Annotated in this window: 22 protein-coding genes; 18 read left to right on the top strand and 4 right to left on the bottom strand. The window is 72.8% G+C overall.

What is annotated here, in order from left to right:
- Nucleotides 1–242: 242 nt before the first annotated feature.
- From hpnC to ACZ3YL_RS01035, 9 genes are all read left to right on the top strand, one after another.
- Nucleotides 243–1,190 carry a squalene synthase HpnC gene (gene hpnC, locus ACZ3YL_RS01075; protein WP_465654538.1) on the top strand — a complete coding sequence of 316 codons (948 nt, stop codon included), beginning with the start codon at nt 243–245 and terminating at the stop codon, nt 1,188–1,190.
- Between the two features lie 41 nt (nt 1,191–1,231).
- Nucleotides 1,232–2,089, top strand: a complete 858-nt coding sequence (gene hpnD, locus ACZ3YL_RS01070; protein ID WP_465655231.1) for a presqualene diphosphate synthase HpnD — start codon at nt 1,232–1,234, stop codon at nt 2,087–2,089.
- Between the two features lie 139 nt (nt 2,090–2,228).
- The gene (gene hpnE, locus ACZ3YL_RS01065; protein WP_188304725.1) at nt 2,229–3,671 is read left to right on the top strand and encodes a hydroxysqualene dehydroxylase HpnE; all 1,443 of its coding nucleotides are present in this window, start codon (nt 2,229–2,231) and stop codon (nt 3,669–3,671) included.
- 182 nt (nt 3,672–3,853) lie between these two features.
- Nucleotides 3,854–4,942 carry a polyprenyl synthetase family protein gene (locus ACZ3YL_RS01060; RefSeq protein ID WP_188304726.1) on the top strand — a complete coding sequence of 363 codons (1,089 nt, stop codon included), beginning with the start codon at nt 3,854–3,856 and terminating at the stop codon, nt 4,940–4,942.
- Nucleotides 4,943–4,949: 7 nt separating this feature from the next.
- On the top strand, nt 4,950–7,031 hold the full coding sequence (gene shc, locus ACZ3YL_RS01055; RefSeq protein ID WP_223242217.1) for a squalene--hopene cyclase: 2,082 nt from the start codon (nt 4,950–4,952) through the stop codon (nt 7,029–7,031).
- The gene (locus ACZ3YL_RS01050) at nt 7,028–7,714 is read left to right on the top strand and encodes a 5'-methylthioadenosine/S-adenosylhomocysteine nucleosidase family protein (RefSeq protein ID WP_465654535.1); all 687 of its coding nucleotides are present in this window, start codon (nt 7,028–7,030) and stop codon (nt 7,712–7,714) included. The genes shc and ACZ3YL_RS01050 overlap by 4 nt, the downstream gene beginning before the upstream one ends.
- Nucleotides 7,715–7,716: 2 nt before the next feature.
- On the top strand, nt 7,717–8,745 hold the full coding sequence (gene hpnH, locus ACZ3YL_RS01045; RefSeq protein WP_188305677.1) for an adenosyl-hopene transferase HpnH: 1,029 nt from the start codon (nt 7,717–7,719) through the stop codon (nt 8,743–8,745).
- Between the two features lie 161 nt (nt 8,746–8,906).
- Nucleotides 8,907–10,817 (top strand): 1-deoxy-D-xylulose-5-phosphate synthase, encoded by a 1,911-nt coding sequence (dxs, locus tag ACZ3YL_RS01040; RefSeq protein ID WP_465654533.1) that lies wholly within the window; start codon nt 8,907–8,909, stop codon nt 10,815–10,817.
- Nucleotides 10,807–12,207 carry an aspartate aminotransferase family protein gene (locus ACZ3YL_RS01035; RefSeq protein WP_188305679.1) on the top strand — a complete coding sequence of 467 codons (1,401 nt, stop codon included), beginning with the start codon at nt 10,807–10,809 and terminating at the stop codon, nt 12,205–12,207. The genes dxs and ACZ3YL_RS01035 overlap by 11 nt, the downstream gene beginning before the upstream one ends.
- A 58-nt stretch (nt 12,208–12,265) precedes the next feature.
- Here the strand turns inward: ACZ3YL_RS01035 and ACZ3YL_RS01030 are convergent, their stop codons facing one another.
- Nucleotides 12,266–12,541 (bottom strand): DUF6343 family protein, encoded by a 276-nt coding sequence (locus ACZ3YL_RS01030; RefSeq protein ID WP_188305680.1) that lies wholly within the window; start codon nt 12,539–12,541, stop codon nt 12,266–12,268.
- Nucleotides 12,542–12,618: 77 nt separating this feature from the next.
- Here ACZ3YL_RS01030 and ACZ3YL_RS01025 point away from each other — a divergent pair, with 77 nt between their 5' ends.
- The gene (locus ACZ3YL_RS01025; RefSeq protein WP_188305681.1) at nt 12,619–12,837 is read left to right on the top strand and encodes an I78 family peptidase inhibitor; all 219 of its coding nucleotides are present in this window, start codon (nt 12,619–12,621) and stop codon (nt 12,835–12,837) included.
- A 76-nt stretch (nt 12,838–12,913) separates the two neighbouring features.
- Here the strand turns inward: ACZ3YL_RS01025 and ACZ3YL_RS01020 are convergent, their stop codons facing one another.
- Both ACZ3YL_RS01020 and fabG read right to left on the bottom strand, forming a co-directional pair.
- Complete coding sequence (locus tag ACZ3YL_RS01020; protein WP_465654530.1) at nt 12,914–13,777, bottom strand: phosphatase PAP2 family protein; 864 nt, start codon at nt 13,775–13,777, stop codon at nt 12,914–12,916.
- Nucleotides 13,778–14,008: 231 nt separating this feature from the next.
- Nucleotides 14,009–14,776, bottom strand: coding sequence for a 3-oxoacyl-ACP reductase FabG (fabG, locus tag ACZ3YL_RS01015; protein WP_188305682.1), 768 nt, complete (start codon nt 14,774–14,776; stop codon nt 14,009–14,011).
- Nucleotides 14,777–15,179: 403 nt separating this feature from the next.
- Between fabG and ACZ3YL_RS01010 the strand changes: the two genes are divergently transcribed.
- Nucleotides 15,180–16,046, top strand: coding sequence for a MarR family winged helix-turn-helix transcriptional regulator (locus ACZ3YL_RS01010; RefSeq protein ID WP_317621142.1), 867 nt, complete (start codon nt 15,180–15,182; stop codon nt 16,044–16,046).
- 214 nt (nt 16,047–16,260) lie between these two features.
- Here ACZ3YL_RS01010 and ACZ3YL_RS01005 read toward each other — a convergent pair whose 3' ends face one another.
- A complete protein-coding gene (locus ACZ3YL_RS01005; RefSeq protein WP_188305683.1) occupies nt 16,261–17,124 on the bottom strand; it encodes an aldo/keto reductase in 864 nt (287 codons plus the stop codon).
- A 535-nt stretch (nt 17,125–17,659) separates the two neighbouring features.
- On the opposite strand from ACZ3YL_RS01005, the gene ACZ3YL_RS01000 reads away from it, so the two are divergent.
- From ACZ3YL_RS01000 to ACZ3YL_RS00970, 7 genes are all read left to right on the top strand, one after another.
- Nucleotides 17,660–19,438, top strand: coding sequence for an ABC transporter transmembrane domain-containing protein (locus ACZ3YL_RS01000; RefSeq protein ID WP_465654527.1), 1,779 nt, complete (start codon nt 17,660–17,662; stop codon nt 19,436–19,438).
- A gap of 43 nt (nt 19,439–19,481) precedes the next feature.
- Nucleotides 19,482–21,254: an ABC transporter ATP-binding protein gene (locus ACZ3YL_RS00995; protein ID WP_188305685.1), complete on the top strand. Its 1,773-nt coding sequence runs from the start codon at nt 19,482–19,484 to the stop codon at nt 21,252–21,254.
- A 151-nt stretch (nt 21,255–21,405) separates the two neighbouring features.
- Nucleotides 21,406–21,651 (top strand): LapA family protein, encoded by a 246-nt coding sequence (locus ACZ3YL_RS00990; protein WP_188305686.1) that lies wholly within the window; start codon nt 21,406–21,408, stop codon nt 21,649–21,651.
- A gap of 47 nt (nt 21,652–21,698) precedes the next feature.
- Nucleotides 21,699–22,427, top strand: coding sequence for an amino acid ABC transporter ATP-binding protein (locus tag ACZ3YL_RS00985; protein ID WP_188305718.1), 729 nt, complete (start codon nt 21,699–21,701; stop codon nt 22,425–22,427).
- 19 nt (nt 22,428–22,446) lie between these two features.
- On the top strand, nt 22,447–23,358 hold the full coding sequence (locus tag ACZ3YL_RS00980; RefSeq protein WP_188305687.1) for a glutamate ABC transporter substrate-binding protein: 912 nt from the start codon (nt 22,447–22,449) through the stop codon (nt 23,356–23,358).
- 12 nt (nt 23,359–23,370) lie between these two features.
- The gene (locus tag ACZ3YL_RS00975; RefSeq protein ID WP_188305688.1) at nt 23,371–24,015 is read left to right on the top strand and encodes an amino acid ABC transporter permease; all 645 of its coding nucleotides are present in this window, start codon (nt 23,371–23,373) and stop codon (nt 24,013–24,015) included.
- Nucleotides 24,012–24,881 carry an amino acid ABC transporter permease gene (locus ACZ3YL_RS00970; protein WP_188305689.1) on the top strand — a complete coding sequence of 290 codons (870 nt, stop codon included), beginning with the start codon at nt 24,012–24,014 and terminating at the stop codon, nt 24,879–24,881. The genes ACZ3YL_RS00975 and ACZ3YL_RS00970 overlap by 4 nt, the downstream gene beginning before the upstream one ends.
- Nucleotides 24,882–25,027 lie beyond the last annotated feature (146 nt).

The following is a 25,027-nucleotide window of genomic DNA, read 5'->3' as shown; positions in this document are numbered from 1 at the left end:
CCCTTCGGCGCGCCGCCGGTACCCCGGGTGGCCCGCCGCCGCGGGGGTGAGCGCCGCCGTGCGCCGGGCGGGGCGCTCTTCTCGCGCGCGGCGCGTGGTGTCACGCTGGGGGGCGCGGGGGCGGTGTGCCGTGCGTGACGCCCGCGCTCGGACGCGTGTCCGAGTCGGACCGGTGGTACCGAGCGGTGTAGAACGGGGGAGTGACTGCAGTGTCGGCTTCGGCCCAGCCCAGAGATACGCCGGTGAACCCCTCCGCGGGACAGACCCTGGAGAAGGCGGGTGCGGAGAACTTCCCGGTCGCCCCCTTCTTCCTGCCCGCGGCCTGGCGCGACGACCTGATGGCCGTCTACGGCTTCGCCCGGCTGGTCGACGACGCCGGCGACGGTGACCTGGCCGATCCGGCCGCCACCGCCGCCCTGCTCGGGGTCGATCGGCAGCCCCCCGCCACCCCTTCGGCCCAGTCCGGCCCGCCGAGCCCGGCGGAGGTCTCCTTCCGGCTCGCCCTGCTCGACGGACTGGAGCGCGACCTCGACCGGGTGTTCGAAACGGCCCTGCGCTCCGGCGGTGCCGAGCGGCCCCGCCACCCGTTGCTGAGCGCCCTCGTCCCGGTGGTCGACCGGCACGGCCTGACCCCCGAGTCGTTCCGCCGTCTGATCGAGGCCAACCGGGTGGACCAGACCACCGCCCGCTACGCCACCTATGAGGACCTGGTCGGCTACTGCACGCTCTCCGCCGATCCGGTCGGCCGCCTGGTGCTCGCCATCGCGGGCGTCTCCACCCCCGAGCGGATCGCCCTCTCCGACGCGATCTGCACCGCCCTCCAGTTGGTCGAACACCTCCAGGACGTGGCCGAGGACCTCTCCTGCGGCCGGATCTACCTCCCCGCCGAGGACCTCGAACGCTTCGGCGTCTCGGAGGAGGAGCTCGCCGCCCCCCGCGCGACCGGAGCCGTCCGGGAACTGATCGCCTTCGAGACCGAGCGGGCCCGCACCCTGCTCGACCGCGGCGCACCATTGGTAGGTACGGTTCGGGGGAGGCTTCGACTGCTCCTCGCGGGATTCACCGCAGGCGGCTACGCGGCCCTGGCGGCCGTCGAGGACGCCGGGTACGACGTACTCGCCCGGCAGGCGAAGCCGGACAAGCGCCGCCTGGCAATGAAGGCGGCGGCCATCTTCGCGAAGGGAAGGTGAACGCCCGAGTGGCGGCATCACCACTGGCGTCGGCCCCGGTCATGGCGGCGTACCGGTACTGCGAGGCAGTCACCGGACTGCAGGCCCGCAACTTCAGCTACGGCATCCGCCTGCTGCCCGAGCCCAAGCGGCTGGCCATGTCGGCGCTGTACGCGCTGGCCCGTCGGGTGGACGACATCGGCGACGGCGACCTCCCGGCCGACCGCAAGGCCGAGGCGCTGGTGCGCACCCGGGAGCTGGTGGACGAGGTCCACTCCGGTGCGGTCGCCGAGGACGACACCGACCCGATCAAGGTCGCCCTGGCCGACGCGGCCCGGCGCTTCCCGATCCCGCTCGGCGGCTTCGACGAGCTGATCGACGGCGTGGAGATGGACCTCAAGGGCGCCGAGTACCAGACGTACGAGGAGCTCAAGGTCTACTGCCGCTGCGTGGCCGGTGCCATCGGCCGGCTCTCGCTGGGCGTCTACGGCTGCGACGACCCCGAGCGCGGGGCGCAGTACGCGGACACCCTGGGGCTGGCCCTGCAGCTCACCAACATCCTGCGCGACCTGCGCGAGGACGCCCTGACCGGCCGCACCTACCTGCCCGCCGAGGACCTGGTCCGGTTCGGCTGCGAGCAGGGCTTCGCACTGCCCAAGCCGCCGGTCGGCGCCGACTTCACCGGACTGGTGGCCTTCGAGGCCGCCCGCGCCCAGGCCGCCTTCGAGGAGGGCCTGCGGCTGCTGCCGATGCTCGACCGCCGCAGCCGCGCCTGCACCGCCGCGATGGCCGGGATCTACCACCGGCTGCTCGGCCGGATCGCCGCCGACCCGGAGTCGGTGCTGCGCGGCCGGGTCTCGCTCCCGGGCTGGGAGAAGGCGTACGTCGCGCTTTCCGGGCTCGCCGGGGGGCGTTCTTGATTCTCGCCACGGTTCTGTCACGCTGTGTCAGCGGGGAATCACATCCGGGTGGGGCCGTGTTGACCACGACGCCGAGCACGAGAGTGCCGGCCACAGCGATCGCCGCCGGGCGGTCCAGCGAGTGCGAGGGGGAGGGTTGATGACCGGGCGAGCCGATGCCGCGCGCCCGGCCGCCGTCGTGGTCGGCGGCGGCCTGGCCGGGATCACCACGGCACTGCGACTGGCCGAGGCCGGCCATGACGTGACCCTCGCCGAGGGGCGCCCCCGGCTGGGCGGCCTCGCGTTCTCCTTCCAGCGCGGCGAGCTGACCGTCGACAACGGCCAGCACGTCTTCCTGCGCTGCTGCACCGCCTACCGCGGTCTGCTGGAGCGCCTCGGCGCCACCCGGATGACCCACCTCCAGGACCGCCTGGACGTCCCGGTGCTCTCCGTCACCGGGCCCGACCAGGCCCCGGTGCGCACCCTCGGCCGACTGCGCCGGGCCGGCCTGCCCGTCCCGCTGCACCTGGCCGGCAGCCTCGCCCGGTACCCGCACCTGTCCCCGGCCGACCGCGCCCGGGTGGTCCGCGGGGCGCTCGCCCTGAAGGGCCTGGACCTCGCCGATCCGGCGCTGGACGGGCTCTCCTTCGGCGAGTGGCTGCGCCGCAACGGGCAGAACGCCGCCACCACGGCCGCGCTCTGGGACCTGGTCGGCGTCGCCACCCTGAACGCCCGGGCCGACCAGGTGTCGCTGGCGCTGGCGGCGATGGTGTTCAAGACCGGGCTGCTCTCCGACCCGGGGGCCTCCGACATCGGCATCGCCGCCGTCCCGCTCGGCGTGATCCACCACGACCGGGCGCTCGCGGAGCTGGAACGCGCCGGCGTGCGGGTGCTGCTGCGCGCCCGGGTCGCGGAACTCAAGCCGGCCACACCCCAGCACGCCGTCCGGCTGGAGGGCGGCCAGCTGGGGGACGGGACGCTGCTCACCGCCGACACCGTCGTGCTGGCCGGCGCCCAGGACACCGCGGCCGCCCTGCTGCCGCCGGGGGCCGTCCCGCACCGGCTGGAGGACCTCGGCACCACGCCGATCCTCAACGTGCACGTGGTCTACGACCGCAAGGTGTTGCGCCGGCCGTTCTTCGCCGCGCTCGGCAGCCCGGTCCAGTGGGTGTTCGACCGCACCACCCACTCCGGCCTGGCCGGCACCTCGGTCGGCCGCGCCCACCCCGGCGCCCAGTACCTGGCGCTCTCGCAGTCCGCCGTCCAGGACGAGATCGACCTGCCGGTCGCCGAACTGCGCGACCGCTACCTGCCCGAGCTGGCCCGGCTGCTCCCGGCCGCCGCCGGCGCCGAGGTGCTGGACTTCTTCGTCACCCGGGAACGCACCGCCACCTTCGACGGGGCCCCCGGCAGCGCCGCACTGCGGCCGTCGGCCGCGACCGGCGTTCCCGGCGTGCTGCTGGCCGGGGCGTGGACCGCCACCGGCTGGCCCGCGACCATGGAGGGCGCCGTGCGCAGCGGCCACGCCGCGGCCGACGCCGTGCTCGCCGCCGCCGGCACCCGGGTGCCCGTGGACCGGGCCGACGGGCGGTGGCCGAGGTGACGGCGGGTCCCGTCGCCGGGGAGCCCGCCAGAGCCGACGGGCGTACCGTCGGCCCCATCGGCCGTACCGACACCGTTCGCTCCGGCACCACTCGCACTGGCACCACTCGCACTGGCACCAGCCGCACCGACAGCACCCGGCCGCCCCGTGCGGTCCGGCACCACGAGGGAGAGGGAACGCACGTGGAGTCACGCACCGGCTTCGCCGTCGGAGGCACGGCGCACGCCGAACCGGTCTCGGTGCCGGAGCTGCTCGCCCGCAGCCGTACGCTCTGCACTCCGCCGCTCCGGGCCACTGTCGCCCGTCTGGCCGCACCGATGGACACCGTCGCGGCGTACCACTTCGGCTGGATCGACCGGGACGGCACCCCGGTGGAGGGCGACGGCGGCAAGGCCGTGCGGCCCGCGCTGGCGCTGCTGTCCGCCCAGGCCGCCGGTGCGGCGGCCGAGGTGGGCGTGCCCGGCGGGGTGGCGGTTGAGCTGGTGCACAACTTCTCTCTCCTTCATGATGATCTGATGGACGGTGACGAGACCCGTCGGCACCGGGCCACCGCCTGGACGGTCTTCGGACCGGCCCAGGCGATCCTGGTCGGCGACGCCCTGGCGACGCTCGGCACGGAGGTACTGCTCGACGCCGCGGTGACCGGTGGCGCGAGCCCCGCCGACGCCGCGCGCGCCGTCCGGCTGCTCACCACGGCGACCCGCCGGCTGATCGACGGCCAGGCGATGGACGTCGCCTTCGAACAGCGCGACAGCGTCACCGTCGCCGAATGCCTGGAGATGGAGGGCGGCAAGACGGCGGCCCTGCTGGCCGCCGCCTCGGCGATCGGCGCCGTCCTGGCCGGGGCCGACGACAAGGTCTCCGACGCGCTCCAGCGCTACGGCCACCACCTGGGCCTGGCCTTCCAGGCGGTGGACGACCTGCTGGGCATCTGGGGCGCGACCGAGGTCACCGGCAAGCCGCACTGGGGCGACCTGCGTCAGCGCAAGAAGTCCCTGCCGGTCGCCGCCGCCCTCGCCGAGGGCGGGGCCGCCTCGCGCCGGCTGGCCGGACAGCTCGCGGACCCGAAGGGCCGGGGCGAGGAGAGCGAGCCCGAGCTGGCAGCCCGGGCCGCGCTGATCGAGGAGGCCGGCGGTCGAGCCTGGACCCAGGAGGAGGCCCGCCGCCAGCACACGACTGCCCTCGCCGCCCTGGACGAGGTGCCCATGTCCGACGGGGTGCGGGAGCACTTCGTCGCACTCGCCGAATTCGTGGTGGTACGAGAGAGGTGACGTTACGTTGACAGCAACCGCGGACGGCCGGCTCGACCCTGAGTACGATTCCGAGCCGGTCGCGGTGGGCGACCGCCCCCCGGCCCTGCTGGGCACGGGGCCGTGGCAGCCCGAGGACACCGACCGGCCGCGGCCGGTCGGTGAGGCGGACCGGCAGCCCGGCGACGCGCGCGAGGCCCTCGCGCGCGCCACCACCCACCTGCTCTCGCTGCAGTCCTCCGAGGGCTGGTGGAAGGGCGACCTGGAGACCAACGTCACCATGGACGCCGAGGACTTACTGCTCCGCCAGTTCCTGGGCATCAGGACGGAGGAGCAGACCCGGGCCACCGCCGAGTGGATCCGCTCCCAGCAGCGGGAGGACGGCACCTGGGCCACCTTCCACGGCGGACCGGCCGAACTGTCCACCACCGTCGAGGCGTACGTCGCCCTCAAGCTCGCCGGCGACGACCCCGACGCCCCGCACATGCTGGCCGCCGCGCGCTACGTCCGCTCCACCGGGGGCATCGCGGCCGCCCGGGTGTTCACCCGGATCTGGCTCGCGCTCTTCGGCTGGTGGCCGTGGGAGCGGCTGCCCGAGATGCCGCCCGAGATCATCTTCCTGCCCAAGTGGCTGCCGCTGAACATCTACGCCTTCGGCTGCTGGGCCCGCCAGACCATCGTCCCGCTGACCGTCGTCTCGGCCCACCGCCCGGTCCGTCCGGCCCCCTTCGCGCTCACCGAGCTGCACACCGACCCGGACCACCCGTACCCCGACCGGCCGCTCGCTCCCGCCACCAGCTGGGACGGCCTGTTCGAGCGCCTGGACAAGGTGCTGCACGCCTACCACCACCGGGCCGTCCGACCGCTGCGCCGCCTCGCCGTCGCCCAGGCCTGCCGCTGGATCGTCGAGCGCCAGGAGGCCGACGGCTGCTGGGGCGGCATCCAGCCGCCGGCCGTCTACTCGCTGATCGCCCTGCACCTGGAGGGCTACGAGCTGGAGCACCCGGTGATGAAGGCCGGGCTCTCCTCCTTCGACCGCTTCACCGTGCACACCGAGGACGGCATGCGCTGGATGGAGGCCTGCCAGTCCCCGGTCTGGGACACCTGCCTGGCCACCATCGCGCTGGTCGACGCCGGCCTGCCGGCCGACCACCCGGCGCTGGTCTCCGCCGTCGACTGGATGCTCGGCGAGGAGATCCGCAAGCCGGGCGACTGGTCCGTCCAGCGGCCCGGCCTCCCGGCCGGCGGCTGGGCCTTCGAGTTCGAGAACGACACCTACCCCGACATCGACGACACCGCCGAGGTGGTGCTGGCGCTGCGCCGGGTCGCCCACCCCGACCAGGGCAAGGTCGACGCAGCGGTGGACCGCGGCGTGCTGTGGAACCTCGGCATGCAGTCCAAGAACGGCGCCTGGGGCGCCTTCGACGTCGACAACACCAGCCTGCTGCCGAACAAGCTGCCGTTCTGCGACTTCGGCGAGGTGGTCGACCCGCCGTCCGCGGACGTCACCGCCCACGTGGTGGAGATGCTCGCCGAGACCGGCCGGGCCCGTGACCCGCGCACCCGGCGCGGCATCGAGTGGCTGCTGCGCAACCAGGAGGCGGACGGCTCCTGGTTCGGCCGCTGGGGCACCAACTACATCTACGGCACCGGCTCGGTGCTGCCCGCCCTGGTCGCGGCAGGCGTCCCGGACGAGCACCCGGCGATCCGCCGGGCGGTGCGCTGGCTGGAGGACCGGCAGAACGCCGACGGCGGCTGGGGCGAGGACATGCGCTCCTACGACGACCCGGCGCACTGGGCCGGGCGCGGCGACTCCACCGCCTCGCAGACCGCCTGGGCGCTGATGGCGCTGCTCGCGGCCGGCGAGGGCCCGGACGGCCGGGCCACCCCGGCGGTGGAGCGCGGGGTGGAGTGGCTGGTGCGCACCCAGCTGCCCGAAGGCACCTGGGACGAACCGCAGTTCACCGGCACCGGCTTCCCGTGGGACTTCTCCATCAACTACCACCTGTACCGGCTGGTCTTCCCGGTCACCGCGCTCGGCCGCTACCTCAACGGCAGCCCCGGCATGGTGAAGCCCGGCGGCACCCCGGCGATCGGGGCCTCGCGGTGACCACCGCCCCGCTGCTGGTGCTCTGCGCGCTGGGCCCCGAGGTGTGGGCCCTGCGCGGGGGTGACTGGCGCGGCGCGGCGGGCGGGCCCCCGGTGCTGGTGCGCACCGGGGTCGGCCGGCGGCGAGCCGGGACGGCCGTGCGGCGGCTGCTCGGCTCCGCCCCGGGCTGCTACGGCGCGGTCGTGGTGGCCGGCTTCGGCGCCGCCGTCGGACCGGGCGTGGCCCCGGGCGACGTGGTGGCCGCGGACGGCGTGCGCGACGCCGAGGGCCACCTCTACCCGGTCGACTCCGGGCCGGACCTGGCCCGGGCGCTCAAGGAGCAGGGCCTGACCGCGCACACCGGGGTGCACCACACCGCCGACCACGTGGTGCGCGGCATCGAGCGGCGCGCCCTGCACCTGCAGGGGGCGCTCGCCGTCGACATGGAGGCCGCCGCCGTGCTGGCCGCGCTGCGGGAGGTGCGCCCGGTGCTGCCCGTCGCCGTGCTGCGGGTGGTGGTGGACACCCCCGAGCACGAGCTGCTGCGGCCGGGCACGCTGCCGGCCGGGGTGCGCGCGTGGCGGACCCTGCGGGCGACGGTGCCCGCCCTGGTCGACTGGTACCGACAGGAGCCCGGCCCCCGCCCCCGCTCCGCAGACCTGAACCACCCCACATCCTCGACGCTCCCCCAGGAGGCGAGCTAGCCATGGCCATGCCGTTGCGCCAGACCGTGCGGGTCGGCACTTACCTGATGCAGCAGAAGCTGTTCAAGCGACGGGACAAGTTCCCGCTGATCGTCGAGCTGGAACCGCTGTTCGCCTGCAACCTCGCCTGCGAGGGCTGCGGCAAGATCCAGCACCCGGCAGGCGTCCTCAAGCAGCGGATGCCCGTCGCCCAGGCGGTCGGCGCGGTCCTGGAGTCGGGTGCCCCGATGGTCTCGATCGCCGGTGGCGAGCCGCTGATGCACCCGCAGATCGACGAGATCGTCCGGCAGCTGGTGGAGCGCCGCAAGTACGTCTTCCTCTGCACCAACGCGCTGCTGATGCGCAAGAAGATGGACAAGTTCAAGCCCTCGCCGTACTTCACCTTCGCCGTGCACATCGACGGGCTGCGCGAGCGGCACGACGAGTCGGTGGCCAAGGAGGGCACCTTCGACGAGGCGGTGGCGGCGATCAAGGAGGCGAAGCGCCGCGGCTTCCGGGTCACCACCAACAGCACCTTCTTCAACACCGACACCCCGCAGACCGTCATCGACGTGATGGACTACCTCAACGACGAGCTGCAGGTCGACGAGATGATGATCTCCCCGGCCTATGCCTACGAGAAGGCCCCCGACCAGGAGCACTTCCTCGGCGTCGAGCAGACCCGCGAGCTCTTCCGCAAAGCCTTCGCCGGCGGCAACCGCAAGCGCTGGCGCCTCAACCACAGCCCGCTCTTCCTGGACTTCCTGGAGGGCAAGGCCGACTTCGAGTGCACCCCCTGGGGCATCCCCAACTACTCGCTGTTCGGCTGGCAGCGGCCCTGCTACCTGATGGCCGACGGCTACGTGCCGACCTACCGCGAGCTGGTCGAGAAGACCGACTGGAGCAAGTACGGGCGCGGCAAGGACCCGCGCTGCGAGAACTGCATGGCCCACTGCGGCTACGAGCCGACCGCCGTCCTCGCCACCATGGGCTCGCTCCAGCAGTCGCTGCGCGCCATCACCGAGACCGTCAGCTCCAAGCGCGTGCGCTGAGCCCGGGCCGGGCACCGCCCGCCCCGAAGCCGTCCTGCCCAGAGTTCCCGCCCTGGGTCCCCGCCCAGAGTTCCCGTCCGGTCCGGGCCGTCGTGCCCGGGCCGGCCCCGCCCCGCCGGGCGGAGGCACCACCGCACCGCTCCGAGTCGTGAGGTGTACCCATGGCACTGCTCTCCCGCGTCACGTCCCCGGCCGAGCTGCGCAAGCTCCCCGCCGCCGAACTGCCGCTGCTCGCCGACGAGATCCGCGACTTCCTGATCGACGCCGTCACCCGCACCGGCGGCCACCTCGGGCCCAACCTCGGCGTGGTGGAGCTCACCATCGCGCTGCACCGGGTCTTCGACTCGCCGTACGACCGGATCGTCTTCGACACCGGCCACCAGAGCTACGTCCACAAGCTGCTCACCGGCCGGCAGGACTTCTCCAAGCTGCGGATGAAGGGCGGCCTGTCCGGCTACCCCTCGCGGGCCGAGTCCGAGCACGACCTGGTCGAGAACTCGCACGCCTCCACCGCGCTCTCCTACGCCGACGGGCTCGCCAAGGCCGCCCAGCTGCTCGGTCAGCACGACCGGCACACCGTCGCGGTGATCGGCGACGGCGCGCTCACCGGCGGGCTCGCCTGGGAGGCGCTCAACAACATCGCCGAGGCCCGTGAGCGGCCGCTGGTCATCGTCGTCAACGACAACGAGCGCTCCTACGCCAAGACCATCGGCGGCCTCGCCAACCACCTGGCCACCCTGCGCACCACCCAGGGCTACGAGCGCTTCCTCGCACTCGGCAAGGAGGCGCTGCAGCGCACCCCGCTGGTCGGCCAGCCGATCTTCGACGCGCTACACGGCGCCAAGAAGGGCTTCAAGGACGCCTTCGCGCCGCAGGGCATGTTCGAGGACCTAGGGCTCAAGTACCTCGGGCCGATCGACGGCCACGACCTGGGCGCGGTCGAGCAGGCGCTGCGCCAGGCCCGGAACTTCGGCGGCCCGGTCATCGTGCACTGCCTGACCGTCAAGGGGCGCGGCTACCGGCCCGCCGAGCAGGACGAGGCGGACCGCTTCCACGCCGTCAACCCGATCGACCCGTACACCTGCCTGCCGATCTCGCCCAGCGCCGGGGTCTCCTGGACCTCGGTGTTCGGCGAGGAACTGCTCGCGCTCGGCGGCGAGCGGACCGACCTGGTGGCGATCACCGCGGCGATGCTCCAGCCGGTCGGGCTGGCGCCCTTCGCCAAGGCGTACCCGGACCGGACCTTCGACGTCGGGATCGCCGAGCAGCACGCCGTCACCAGCGCGGCGGGCCTGGCCACCGGCGGGCTGCACCCCGTGGTGGCGGTGTACGCGACGTTCCTGAACCGGGCCTTCGACCAGGTCCTGATGGACGTCGCCCTGCACAGGCTGGGCGTCACCTTCGTGCTCGACCGGGCCGGGGTGACCGGCTCCGACGGCGCCTCGCACAACGGCATGTGGGACCTGTCGATCCTCCAGGTCGTCCCCGGGCTGCGGCTCGCCGCGCCGCGCGACGCCGAACAGCTGCGGGCCCAGCTGCGCGAGGCCGTCGAGGTCGAGGACGCGCCGACCGTGGTGCGCTTCCCCAAGGGCAACGTCGGGCCGGTGGTCAAGGCGGTCGAACGGATCGGCGGCACGGACGTGCTGCTGCGCACCGGACCGGCACCGGAGATCCTGCTGGTCGCCGTCGGCGCCACCGCCGCCGCCTGCCTGGACGCCGCCCGGCTGCTGCTCGCCGAGGGCTTCACCGCGACCGTGGTCGACCCGCGCTGGGTCAAGCCCGTCGATCCGGCGCTGGCCGAACTCGCCGCCGCCCACCGGCTGGTGGTCACCGTCGAGGACAACGGCCGTACCGGCGGCGTGGGTTCGGCCGTCGCCCAGGCGCTGCGCGACGCCGACGTGGACGTCCCGGTCCGGGTGCTCGGCCTGCCGCAGGAGTTCCTCGGCCACGCCGCCCGCGGCGAGATCCTGGAGGAGGCCGGCCTGACCGGCACCGGGGTCGCGGCCCAGACCGCCGTCTTCGCCAAGAACCTGCTACCGACCCGAGGAGCGAACCCGCGCCATGCCGGCTGACCCCGACCGCCCCGCCTTCGACCTCGCCGCCCTCCTCGCCGAACGCGGCGGTGAGCGTTACGAGTTGCACAGCCGCTACCTCAACCCGCAGCTGCCGCGGATGCTCCACGCCATCGGCTTCGACAAGTACTACGAGCGCGCGGAGGGCCAGTACTTCTACGACGCCGAGGGCAACGAGTACCTCGACATGCTGGCCGGCTTCGGCATCTTCGCGCTCGGCCGGCACCACCCGGCGGTGCGCTCGGCGGTCCAGCAGGTGATGGACCTGGACCTCCCGGACCTGGTCCGCTTCGACTGCTCGCCGCTGCCCGGGCTGCTCGCCGAGCGGCTGCTGTCGTACGCGCCCGGGCTGGACCGGGTGTTCTTCGGCAACAGCGGCACCGAGGCGGTGGAGACCGCGCTGAAGTTCGCCCGCTACGCCACCGGCCGCAAGCGCGTCCTCTACGCCGACCACGCCTTCCACGGGTTGACCACCGGCTCGCTGTCGGTCAACGGGGAGAACGGCTTCCGCAAGGGCTTCGACCCGCTGCTGCCGGACACCGCCATCCCGCTGGGCGACATCGAAGCGCTGGCCAAGGAGTTGAAGCGCGGCGACGTCGCCGCGCTGATCGTCGAGCCGATCCAGGGCAAGGGCGTCCAGGCGCCGCCGCCCGGCTGGCTGCGGGCCGCCCAGGCGCTGCTGCACGAGCACAAGGCGCTGCTGATCTGCGACGAGGTGCAGACCGGGATCGGGCGCACCGGCGAGTTCTTCGCCTACCAGCACGAGGACGGCGTGCTGCCCGACCTGGTGTGCGCGGCCAAGGCGCTCTCCGGCGGGTACGTGCCGATCGGGGCGACGCTCGGCAAGAGCTGGATCTTCGAGAAGGTGTACTCCTCGATGGACCGGGTGCTGGTGCACTCGGCCAGCTTCGGGTCCAACGCCCAGGCGATGGCGGCCGGGCTGGCGACCCTGGAGGTGATGCGCGAGGAGAAGGTGGTGGAGAACGCCCGGCAGGTCGGCGACCGGTTCCGCGAGCGGCTGACGGCGTTGGTCGACCGGTACGAGCTGCTCGCCGAGGTGCGCGGCCGCGGGCTGATGATCGGCATCGAGTTCGGCCGGCCCAAGTCGCTGAAGCTACGCACCGGTTGGACGGCCCTGCAGGCGGCACGCAAGGGGCTGTTCGCGCAGATGGTGGTCGTCCCGCTGCTGCAGCGGCACCGGATCCTGACCCAGGTGTCCGGGGACCACCTGGAAGTGATCAAGCTGATCCCGCCGCTGATCATCACCGATCGGGACGTGGACCGGTTCGTCGACGCGTTCACCGAGATCATGGACGAAGCGCACCGGGGGAACGGCCTGATGTGGGACTTCGGGCGGACGCTGGTGAAGCAGGCGGTCGGAAACCGGTAACGCCGTGTGGAGTGGGAAGTCGGACGGGCCGACTTCCCACTCCGTGGGAGACACCGCGTCAGAGCTCGGTCCGGCGGCGCCGGACGACCACCACGAGATCGACGACGGCGAACAGGGTGAGCAGCCCGAGGGCGATCGCGAAGCCGGTGAGGGTGCCCCGGCTGGGCGCGCCGTCGACCGGGGAGGAGGCCGCCCACAGCGCGAAGCCCGCCGTCCCCAGCGCGAACAGCGGGGTGAAGATCAGCGAGAGCAGGTAGCGGAGCTTGAGGTCGCTGCGGGCGGTGGCCGGCTCGGTGCCGCTGCGCCACCGTCGCCGAGGGGTCGTGGTGCGCATGCTCGTTCACCTCCGGGGCGCGCGGGTGAGGGCTACCATTCCAGCGTACGTCCGTGGGGGAGAGCCGGGGAGGCACGATGACGGGGTCGGACGCCGGGGACGCGGGCACGACGGGGGAGGACGCCGAGGGCTACGCGGGCCTGCGGATCGAGCGGGCCCGGGAACTCGCCCGGCGGCACGGCTGGGCCTCGGTCCGGGTGCTGGAGCCGGGGCAGCTGATGACCATGGAGTACCGGGAGGGGCGGCTGAACCTCACGGTGCGCAACGGCGTGGTCGAGCGCAGCTGGGAGGGGTAGGCGTCGGCCGTGCGGCGGGGCTCGGTGTGCTCGACGCGCTCCAGCGTGCTCAGCGCGTTCAGCGCGTTCAGCGCGTTCACCGCGCGAACCGGCGGTGGAGCCGCTGTTCGGCGACGGCGACCAGGGGTTCCAGCAGCGGCAGCGAGAGCAGGACCAGCAGTCCGGCGGCCCAGCCGGCCAGCACGTCGGAGACCCAGTGGGTGCCCAGGTAGACCGTGGTCAGGCCGATCGAGCAGGCGGTGGCGGCGGCGATCACGGTGCCGGTGCGCCGCCAGCGGACCGCGAGGTAGGCGAGCACGCCCCAGGTGACCACGGCGTTGGCGGTGTGGCCTGAGGGGAAGATGGTGCCGCCGGAGAACAGCTCGGGCGAGCCGACGTACTGGGCGTAGTGCGGGCCGAGCCGGCCGGTGACGATCTTGACCGCGCCGACCGTGACGTTGAGCAGCAGCAGGGCGACGCCCATCACCAGCAGCGGGCGCAGTCGGCCGAGACGGTGGGCGCGCCAGAGGAGCCAGGCGAAGGCGGCGATGGCGCTGGGGCCGCGCTGGCCGGCGACCACCCAGGTGTTGAGCAGCGGTTCCAGGCTGGGCCACCGGTCATAGGGGCGCAGCAGGCGGACCGACCAGTCGAGGTCGACCAGGTCGGTGTTGAGCAGGACGCCGGCCAGCACCAGGAGGTAGGCGGCGAAGGTGGCGGCGAACAGGGCGGCTCGGCGGCGGCTCATCGGGGGCCAGCCGGGTTCGCCGGGGGCGGTGGCGGCCGGGCCGGGGCCGGTGGCTCGGCCGAGGTCGGTCGGGCCGGGCGTGGTCGGGCCGGGGCCGGTGGTCGGGCCGGGGACCCGGTCGGGAGCACGGTCGGGGCCCGGGAGTTCCCGACGGTCGGCGCTGCGGCGTTCCGGACCCTGGCGCGGAATGCGAGCGGCGGTACTTCTGGATTGCACGGGGTGACCATACCCATCTGGCCGAGGCTATTCCGGAGGGAATTGTCATTTCCCCGGGAAATCGACAATCGGGCCGTCGGCGGGTGGCTCGGGGAGTGATATCCAGTATTCCAGGATCGAATGCCAGTGTGGTCTTCGAATGATTCTTCAAAAGCCCCGGTAAAGAAACCGGGGTGGGAGGCCGGTTCGCCCGGCTTCCCACCCCGTGGTAACCCTGTGTAGGTTCCGTGCTCAGTCGAGGGGGCCGCCCGCGACGTAGATCACCTGGCCGGAGACGAAGCCGGCGCCCTCGCCGGCCAGGAAGGCGATGGTGTTGGCGACGTCCTCGGGTTCGCCGACCCGCTGGACCGGGATCTGGGAGGCCGCGGCCCGCTTGAAGTCCTCGAAGTCCATGCCGACCCGGGCCGCGGTGGCCGCTGTCATGTCCGTGGCGATGAAGCCGGGGGCGACGGCGTTGGCGGTGATGCCGAACTTGCCCAGCTCGATGGCCAAAGTCTTGGTGAAGCCCTGCAGGCCGGCCTTGGCGGCCGAGTAGTTGGCCTGGCCGCGGTTGCCCTGGGCGGACGAGGAGGACAGGTTGACGATGCGGCCGAAGCCGGCGTCGACCATGTGCTTCTGCACCGCGCGGGTCATCAGGAAGGCGCCGCGCAGGTGCACGTTCATGACCGTGTCCCAGTCGGACTCGGACATCTTGAAGAGCAGGTTGTCGCGGAGTACGCCCGCGTTGTTGACCAGCACGACCGGCGCGCCCAGCTCGGCGGCCACGCGGTCGACGGCGGCCTGGACCTGCTCGGCGTCCGAGACGTCGGCGCCGACGGCCAGGGCCCGCCCGCCGGCGGCGGTGATCCGGTCGACGGTGTCCTTGCCGGCGGCCTCGTCCAGGTCCAGGACGGCCACCGCGTAGCCGTCCGCGGCCAGCCGGACGGCGGTGGCGGCGCCCAGGCCGCGGGCGGCGCCGGTGACGACCGCGACCCGGGGGGCGGTGCTCTGCTCGGTCATGCGCGCTCTCGTCTCTCTCGGGGGTGCCTCCGGGGGAGTGCCCCCGGAGAGGGTGCCCATACCCTACCGGCGGGTAGGGGAGGCGACCAGGGTGGAGAGGCGCAGGTGACGGTCGGTAAGGACCGACCGGTCGGCTTTCTGCTGAGAACGGGTTACTGCAACAGTGTGGCAGCGCGTAAATATGCCAATGTTGCCGAACCTGCGTCTACTATCCGCCCCTGCCTGCCAGCAAGGGCCAGCCGTTTGTATAGTGTCCGCCAGCAGCCACCGGCTGCACGGCTGGAGCGCCCTCCCTCATAGCTGGACGCCCACTCGCCGTTACTGCCCCACCCGGGTGTCCCACACACACCGGGTGTGACATCGGGACGGATACATGGTGCTGGGGGAGATCCCGACAACCCGCGTGTCCGCGCGACTGCAGCAGTCGCCCGGACACCTCATTCGCGTTGCACAGCAGGTCCACACCCGGCTGTGGTCGGAGCACGTCGGAGCCGATCTCACGGCTCCGCAGTTCGCCGTCCTGCTGGTGCTCGCCCTCGAACCGGGCGCGGACCAGCGGACCGTCGGCGAGCGTGCCTCGCTCGACAAGGCCACGATGGCCGAGATGGTCGCGCGGCTGGTCCGCCGCGGCCTCGTGCTGCGAAGGCGCGACCCGGCCGACGGCCGGCGCAAACTGCTCGCCCTCTCGCAGAGCGGCGCCCAGGCGGTGCGCGAGGCCACCGGTGGTGTGGTCCGCGTCCAGCGGGTGCTGTTCGAGCCGCTCACGCCGGACGAGCAGGTCGAGATCGTCCGGGTGATGGCCAAGATAGCCAGGCTGGAACCCGCGGCCGTCGCTGTCTTCACCGATGCGCGGCCGATACTGGACGCCCAGCGGGCGATCGGCTACCTGATCAGGGTCGGCCAGCAGGTGCACACCAAGCTCTGGTCGGAGCACGTCGGTGCGGAGCTGACGGCTCCGCAGTACGCCGTGCTGGACGCGCTGGAGCAGGAGCCGGGCGCGGACCAGCGCACGGTCGGCGAGCTGGCCTCGCTGGACAAGGCCACGATGGCCGAGATGGTCAGCCGGCTGGTGCGCCGCGGTCTGGTGCAGCGTCGGCGCGACCCCTCGGACGGGCGGCGCAACCTGCTCTCGCTGTCACCGGCGGGCCAGGACCTGCTGCACCGCTCGGCCGCCGGGGTGGCCGAAGTCCAGCGGCTGCTGCTCGCGCCGCTGGCGGTGGAGGAGCACGAGGCGGCGCTCGCGCTCATCGCCAAGGCGGGCAGGCTCTAGCCCAAGCTTTGGTAACAACAGCCAAAACGATTCACCAAAGTTCCTGACGCTCACGGCCGTCGGCAACGGCCGACCGTTGGCGTTGGTGAATCCGGACACACCGAAGTGCCGCTCGTCCCTGCGGGGAATGAGCGGTACTTCGATATGACCGACAGTCAGGACTGTCGTTGTCGGGGGCGCCGGGCCTGATCGGCCGGCGCCCCCACGGCGGACGTCAGTTCCAGTCGAACCCCTGCGGGTCCGGGCCGATCCGCTTGCCGGTGGCGACACCGGCGATGGCCGCGATGTCCTCGGCGTCCAGCTCGAAACCGGTGACGTCGAGGTTCTCCCGGATGCGCGACGGGGTGACCGACTTCGGGATGGCGATCACGCCGCTCTGCAGGTGCCAGCGGAGCACCACCTGGGCGACCGTGCGGCCGTGCTTCTCGGCGATCTTCGCCAGCGCGGGCTCGGCGAGCAGGTCCCCGCCCTGGCCCAGCGGGCTCCACGCCTCGGTGGCGATGCCGTGCTCGGCGTGGAAGGCGCGCAGCTCCTCCTGCGGGAAGTACGGGTGGAGCTCGACCTGGTTCAGCACCGGGACGACCGAGGCCTCGTCCAGCAGGCGGGTCAGCTGCTCGGGGCCGAAGTTGGAGACGCCGATCGACCTGACCCGGCCGCCCTCCTTCAGCTGCTCCAGGGCCTTCCAGACGTTCAGGAAGGTGCCGTGCATCGGGCGCGGCCAGTGGATCAGGTACAGGTCGAGGTAGTCGAGGCCGAGCTTCTCCAGGGAGGCGTCGAACTCGCGCAGCACCGCGTCGCGGCCCTGCTCGCCGGACCAGTCGCGGGTGCCGGAGTTCCACAGCTTGGTGGTGACGTAGAGGTCCTCGCGGGCGAGGCCGCCCGCCAGTGCCTCGGTGATGGCCGCGCCGGTGCCGACCTCGTTCTCGTAGATCGCCGCGGTGTCGATCGAGCGGTAGCCCGCCTCGATCGCCGTGCGCACGGCGGGGGTGGCCTGGGCGTCCTCGACCTGCCACACGCCGAAGCCGAGCTGGGGGATCTTCGCGCCGTCGTTCAGGGTGACGCTGGGGATGTTGCTCACGGGGAAGGGGTGCCTTCCTGGTTGTCCGTTGGTTCCAGTGGGGGCAACTGGCACCCCGGCACCATTGTTCCCGCCGTTCGGGGGAATCTTTGGCGAAGCTTTACGACGGCGTGGCGTGCGCCGGGGCCGTACTGCGGGAGTGGCGCGGACGAGGCGGCGGAAAACCTGTTGCGCGGGTCACACCGGGCTTGGCAGGCTCGCGGGCATGACCTCCTGAGACCCGGGTCCTTCGTACCCATCCCCCGCCCGTCCGGCGCCCCCACCGGACGCGTCGACGTCGCCGCGCCAGTGCGCCGCACGTCCGCTGCCCGTTCCGGTGCGTGAGCGGGGCGGCCCTCCGTACGGGCTGCGCGCGTTCGTGCGCGGCCGGCTCCGGTGGTCGTGCGCCCCCGGGGCAGTCGTGCTCCTTCGCGCCGCCGTGTCCGCGCACCTCCCCGCCCCTGCGACTCCGCACTTTCCGCACCTCCTGCGTGTCCCGCACGTCCTGCGTGTCTTGCACCTCCAGTACCTCCCGCACCCTTCGCATCGGAGTGTCATGCCGCTCACCCCCCTGCCGCTGGCCGACCCCGGCAGTCCCGACCTCTCCTCACCCCTGGCCTTCCTGCGCTGGCTGCAGCGCGCCCAGCGGCGCGGTCAGATCCGCGCCACCTGTTGGGCGCTGGTCGAGATGGGCGCCCAGGCCGCGCTGCCGATACCGCTCGGGCACGGTGTGCAGGCCGTCCTCGACGGCGACGCCGGCGGAATCTGGCGGGCCGGCGCGCTCGCGCTGCTGCTGTCCGCCACCGCGTCGGTGGGCACCGTGCTGCTGCACCGGCAGGCGGTCTGGAACTGGATCCACGCCGCTTGCCACGTACGGCAGTTGGTGGCCGGGCAGGCCTCGCACCTCGGCGCCGGGCTGTCCCGGCGGATCGCCACCGGCGAGGTGGTCGCGGTCGGCAGCGGGGACGTCGAGCGGATCGGCTGGTACGTCGAACTGGTGGCCCGGGTCAGGGCCGCGGTGATCGTCTGGCTGGTCGTCAGCTCGGTGGTGCTGGTGGTCGAGCCGGTGCTCGGGATCGGGGTGCTGCTCGGTGTCCCGGTCCTGGCCGCCTCGGTCTGGCCGCTGATCGGGCCGTTCGAGCGGCGCTACGAGAAGCAGCGCGAACTCGGCGGCAAGGCCACCGAACTGGCCGCCGACACCGTCGCCGGGCTGCGGGTGCTGCGCGGGATCGGCGGTGAGGAACTCTTCCTGGAGCGGTACCGGGCGGCCTCCCAGAAGGTCCGCGCGGCGGCGGTGCGCTCGGCCCGGCTGTGGTCGCTGATGCAGGCCCAACAGGTGCTGCTGCCGGGCCTGTTCGTGGTCGGGGTGACGTGGTACGGCGCCCGGCTGGCCGCCTCCGGCGAGCTCGGCGTGGGCACCCTGATCGCGGTGTACGGCGCGACCGCCTTCCTGGCCGCGCCGCTGCGGATCCTGGGCGAGGCCGCGCACGCCTGGAGCGTTGCCCGGGTCTCCGCCGGACGGGCCGTGCGGGTGCTCTCGCTCAGCCGGACCAGTGGCGCGGCCGAGGGCGCGCTGACCCGGCCGGGCAGGTCCGACCTGCACGACCCGGCCACCGGGCTGACCGCCCGGGCCGGCGAGCTGACCGCGGTGGTCTGCGGGGACCCGGACTTCGCCGGGGCGCTCGCCGAGCGGCTCGGCGGCCACGTCCCCTCGGCCGAGGGCGAGCCGGAGCTGCCCTCCGTCCGGCTCGGCGGCACCGCGCTGGACACCGTGCCGCTGGTCGAGGCCAGGGCGGCGGTGCTGGTCCATGACAAGGAGCCGGTGCTGCTCTCCGGCACGCTGGCCGAGTTGCTGGACATCCCGTCCTCCGGCCGGGTCCCGGTGGCCGAGGCGCTCGCCGCGGCCCGCTCCGAGGACGTGCTGGAGGCGCTGGTGGACGGCTCGCCGGAGTGCGCGGGCGACCCGATGCTCGCCCGGATCACCGAACGCGGGCGCTCGCTCTCCGGCGGGCAGCGCCAGCGGCTCGCCCTGGCCCGCGCGCTGCGGGCCGATCCGCCCGTCCTGGTACTGGACGAGCCCACCAGCGCGGTGGACGCCCACACCGAGTCCCGGATCGCCACCGGCCTGCGGGAGATCCGGGCGGGGCGCACCACCGTGGTGTTCGCGACCAGTCCGCTGCTGCTGGACCAGGCGGACCGGGTGGTGCTGCTGCGCGGGGGCCGGGCGGTCGCGGCCGGTCGGCACGGTGACCTGATGCGCACCGAACCCGGCTACCGGGCCGTGGTCACCCGGGACGAGGAGGCCGCGCAGATGGAGGGGGCCGCGCAGGTATGAGCACCGTCGTCAACCGTCCGACCCCGTACGTGAGGAGCACGTCATGAAGCCCCCCGTCCATCAGGAGCAGGGGCCGGCCACCACCCTGCCGGTCGGCTCCCCGGCCGCCGTGCGGCGGTACCTGGGGGTGCTGGCGCGGCGGCACCGGAGCGGGTTCGCCGCCGTGGTCTCGCTGCACTCGATGGCCACCCTGGCCGGGCTGGTCGGGCCGTGGGTGCTCGGCAGCCTGGTCGAGTCGCTGGCCACCGGCACCGCCGAGGCCACCATCGCGGTGGCGGTCGGCTGGTACCTGCTGGCGCTGGCGGTGCAGTCCGCCTTCACCGGCTGGTCCCGGATGCGGGGCTCGGTGCTCGGCGAGCGTGTGCTGGCCGACCTGCGCGAGGACTTCCTGGTCCGCTCGGTCGCGCTGCCGACCGGGGTGCTGGAGCGGGCCGGCACCGGGGACCTGGTCTCCCGGGGGACCACCGACATCGACCGGCTGGACAAGTCGGTGCGCGAGGCGGTGCCCGAACTCGCCGTGGCGGTCGTGTCGTTGCTGCTGGTGCTGGGCGCCCTGCTGGTCACCTCGCCGCTGCTCGCGCTGACCTCACTGGTCGGGCTGCCGCTGCTGCTGGTCAGCTCCCGCTGGTACTTCCGGCGCGCGCCGCAGTCCTACCGCAACGAGGCGGCCGGGTACGCGGCGGTCAGCAACGTGCTGGCCGAGACGGTGGACGCCGGGCGGACGGTCGAGGCGCTGCGCCTGGGCGAGCAGAGGGTCCGGCTGACGGACCGCAAGCTGGGCGAGTGGCTGGCCTGGGAGCGCTACACCCTGTGGCTGCGCTCGGTCTGGTTCCCGACCATCGACGCGGTCTACACCTCGGCGGTGCTGGCCACCCTGGTGGTCGGTGGGCTGTTCACCCTCAAGGGCTGGCTCACCGTCGGCCAGTTGACCACCGGCGTGCTGTACGCCCAGATGCTGACCGGCCCGGTGGACCTGATCCTGCGCTGGTACGACGAGCTGCAGATCGGACAGGCCTCGCTGGCCCGGCTGGTCGGGGTGCACGAGGTGCCGGAGCACGAGGGCGACGAGTCGGCCCGCCCGGACGGCCGCCGGGTCGAGGCCCGGGACGTCCGCTTCGGCTACCGCGAGGGCGCGGACGTCCTGCACGGGATCAGCCTGGACGTCGCGCCGGGCAGCCGGGTCGCGCTGGTCGGCCCGTCCGGGGCGGGAAAGTCCACGCTCGGGCGGCTGCTGGCCGGGATCTACGCGCCCGGGCGCGGCAGCGTCACCCTCGGCGGGGCGGCGCTGTCCCGGATGCCGGCCGAGCGGGTGCGGTCCGAGGTCGCCCTGGTCAACCAGGAGCACCACGTGTTCGTCGGCACCTTGCGGGACAACCTGCGCCTGGCCGCACCCGAGGCGGACGACGCCGAACTGCGGGCCGCGTTGGACGCGGTGGACGCCGGGGCCTGGGTGGACGCCCTCCCGGAGGGGCTGGACACCGAGGTCGGCTCCGGCGGCACCTCGCTGACCCCGCCGCAGGCCCAGCAACTCGCCCTGGCCCGACTGGTGCTGGCCGACCCGCACACCCTGGTGCTCGACGAGGCCACCTCGCTGCTGGACCCGAGGGCCGCCCGGCACCTGGAGCGCTCGCTGGCCCGGGTGTTGGAGGGCCGGACGGTCATCGCCATCGCCCACCGGCTGCACACCGCGCACGACGCGGACGTGATCGCGGTGGTCGAGGGCGGGCGGATCAGCGAGTACGGCAGCCACCCGGAGCTGGTCGCGGCCGGCGGCCCGTACGCGTCGCTGTGGCGCTCCTGGCGGGACGAACGCTAGCGGGCGCGATGGGCCCCGCCGTCCGGCCGGCGGGGCAGTGTAGCGGGGGTTCGAAACCCGTGCGGGGCCGGATTGCCCCGTGCGGGTTACTCCCTTGCCCGTAAGGGCGCGTAGCCGGGCAAATCGTCACCCCGGCCAGCAGACTGCTCCGGTGACCAAGACTTCAGACGGCTCGTCCCGGGCCCAGCGCAGCGAGATCGGCGGGATCCCCACGCGGTACATCGGGATCGGTGTCATCGTGATCCTCGCGGTGTGGTTCCTGTTCGCCAACCTCGACAAGGTCAAGATCCAGTTCTGGGTGTTCACCGTGACCGCGCCGCTCTGGATCGCGCTGCTGGCGACGCTGGTCGCCGGCGGTGTGCTGGGCTGGCTGCTGAAGGGACGGCGCGGCCGGTGAGCACCGCCCCCGAACCGGCCCCGGCCGGGTCCTCGGCCTTCACCCCGTTGATCGAGCTGCGCGGGGTCAACAAGCACTTCGGCGATTTGCACGTGCTGCAGGACATCGAGCTGACGGTCGGTCGCGGCGAGGTCGTCGTGGTGATCGGTCCGTCCGGCTCCGGCAAGTCCACGCTCTGCCGGGCGATCAACCGGCTGGAGCCGATCGAGCGCGGCACCATCCTGATCGACGGCCAACCGCTGCCCGAGGAGGGCAAGGGGCTGGCCAGGCTGCGCGCCGAGGTCGGCATGGTGTTCCAGTCCTTCAACCTGTTCGCGCACAAGACCGTGCTGCAGAACGTCTCGCTCGCCCAGACCAAGGTCCGGGGCCGCCCCAAGGCCGAGGCCGACGCCAAGTCCCACGCGCTGCTGGAGCGGGTCGGCCTGGCCGCGCAGGCCGCCAAGTATCCGGCCCAGCTCTCCGGCGGCCAGCAGCAGCGGGTCGCGATCGCCCGCGCGCTGGCGATGGAGCCCAAGGCGCTGCTGTTCGACGAGCCGACCTCGGCCCTCGACCCCGAGATGATCAACGAGGTGCTGGACGTCATGCGCCAGCTCGCGAGCGAGGGCATGACGATGGTCGTGGTCACCCACGAGATGGGCTTCGCCCGGGCCTCCGCGAACCGGGTGGTGTTCATGGCCGACGGCCGGATCGTCGAGGACCGCGCCCCGGAGGCCTTCTTCGGCGCCCCCGAGAGCGAGCGCGCCCGGGACTTCCTGTCCAAGATCCTGAAGCACTGAGGGCGGCGCCGTGAACCCCATGACGACGCTCGCCGCGCGGGCGCGCGGACTCCTGGCCGCCGCCCTGCTGCTCGCCGTGCTGGCGACCGGCTGCGGCAAGGCCGGCACCCCGCCGCCCAAGGGCCCCCAGCCCAGCGCGCTGCCCAGCTACCAGGTGCAGGACGCCTCCGGGATCACCGGCTCGCCGACCCTGGACGCCGCCCGCAGCCGGGGCCACCTGGTGGTCGGTGCCAAGGAGGACCAGCCCTACCTGGGCCAGAAGAACCCGGCCACCGGCGTGTACTCCGGTTTCGACATCGAGATCGCCAAGATGGTCGGCGCCTCGCTCGGCTTCCCGCCGGAGAAGATCCAGTTCAAGACCATCGCCTCGGCCAACCGGGAGACCGCGCTGCAGAACGGCCAGGTGGACTACTACGTCGGCACCTACACCATCAACGACAACCGCAAGAAGCTGGTCGGCTTCGCCGGGCCGTACTTCGTCGCCGGGCAGTCGCTGCTGGTGCGCAAGAACGACAACAGCATCCACGGCCCGCAGGACCTGAACGGCAAGAAGGTCTGCTCGGCGGCCGGCTCGACGCCGTACCAGCGCATCCAGTCGCAGTACCCCAAGGCGCACCTGATCGGTTACGACACCTACTCGGCCTGCGTGGACAACCTGATCACCGGCCAGGTGGACGCCGTCACCACCGACAACGCGATCCTGCTGGGCTACGCGGCCAAGGTGCCGGACGAGCTCAAGGTGGTGGGCCCGCTGTTCTCGACCGAGCCGTACGGGATCGGCGTGCCCAAGAACGACACCGTGCTGCGCGGGGCGCTGAACGACGCGCTGGCGCACCACGAGCAGAACGGTGACTGGAAGAAGGCCTTCGACGCGACCCTCGGCCTGTCCGGGGAGCCCGCGCCCACCCCGCCGCCGATCGACCGGTACTGAGAGGGCCGCGCCGTGAAAACGCTGACCGACAACTGGTCGACCTACTGGGAAGGCTTCCTCGGCACGATCTCGCTGTTCGCGGTGAGCGCCGTGCTGTCGCTGGTGCTGGGCGTACTGATCGCGGGCTTCCGGGTCTCGCCCGTCCGGCCGCTGCGGGTGTTCGGGACGGTGTGGGTGACGCTGCTGCGCAACACGCCGCTGACCCTGCTGTTCTTCATCGTGGTGCTGGGGCTGCCCCGGTTCAACATCACGCTGCCCTTCTACACCTTCGCCGTGCTCGCCCTCGGCTGCTACACCTCGGCCTTCGTCTGCGAGGCGATGCGCTCCGGCATCAACACCGTGCCGACCGGGCAGGGCGAGGCGGCCCGCAGCCTGGGCATGAGCTTCGGGCAGACGATGGGCCTGGTGGTGCTGCCGCAGGCGTACCGCTCGGTGGTGGCGCCGATCGGCAGTGTGATGATCGCGTTGGCGAAGAACACGGCGATCGCCGGCTCCTTCAGCGTCACCGAGCTCCTGGGCACCTACCGGACCATCAACGAGCTGGGCTACAGCATCATCTGGACCTTCGTCTGGATCGCCGTCGGCTACCTGATCATCACCCTGACCATCAGCGCCGTCTTCAACCTGCTGGAACGACGAGTGGCGGTGTCCCGATGACGGTCGAATCCTCGGCGCTGTACGACATCCCCGGCCCGAAGGCGCTGGCCCGGCACCGGCTGTACGGCGGGATCGCGCTGCTGCTGATCGCGGCGCTGATCGGCTGGGTCGTCTACATGCTGTTCCACACCCACCAGTTCACCTACGCCAAGTGGGAGCCCTTCGAGTACCGGGGCGTGCAGGACCTGCTGCTGCGCGGGCTGGGCAACACCCTGCGAGCCTTCGGCTGGACGGTGCTGTTCGCGCTGCCGTTCGGCGCGGTGTTCGCGGCCGGGCGGCTGTCCGACCACCGGGCGGTGCGCTGGGTCTCCACGCTGGTGGTGGAGTTCTTCCGGGCCATGCCGGTGCTGGTGATGATCTTCTTCATCTTCGTCGCGCTCAAGGCGCAGCCGCTGTGGGCGCTGGTGGCCGGGCTGGTGCTCTACAACGGCTCGGTGCTGGCGGAGGTGTTCCGGGCCGGCGTGCTCGCGGTGCCCAAGGGGCAGCGGGAGGCGGCGTACGCGCTGGGCATGCGCAAGACCCAGGTGATGGCGTACGTGCTGGTGCCGCAGGCCAACCGGGCGATGCTGCCGGCCATCATCAGCCAGCTGGTGGTCGCGCTCAAGGACACCTCGCTCGGGTTCCTGATCACCTTCGAGGAGTTCCTGCACGCGGGCAAGCTGATCGCCACCAACCTGGACTACGACCTGCCGTTCATCCCGGTGGTGATGGTGATCGCGCCGATCTACATCGGGATGTGTCTGCTGCTGTCCTGGCTCGCCCGCTGGGTCGAGCGGCGCAGCCGGCGCAGCCCGAGCGTGCGGGGCGGGGCGCCGGTGGCCAAGGCGGGGGTGGCCATGGGGTTGCCGCCGTCGGCGCAGGCGTGAGCGGGTGGGGAGGGCTTCCGCGGGTGGGGGAGGGCTTCCGCGTCGAGGCGGGGGCCGGGCGGGCCTGCGGGGAGGGGAGCATGGTTCGGGACTGAACCATAGGTGCGGATGAGGTCGAAGCCGGGACCTCCAAATTCCTCTTATGA

Source organism: Kitasatospora sp. NPDC023176 (genome assembly GCF_055560495.1).
This window is presented reverse-complemented; position numbering and strand designations above follow the sequence as displayed.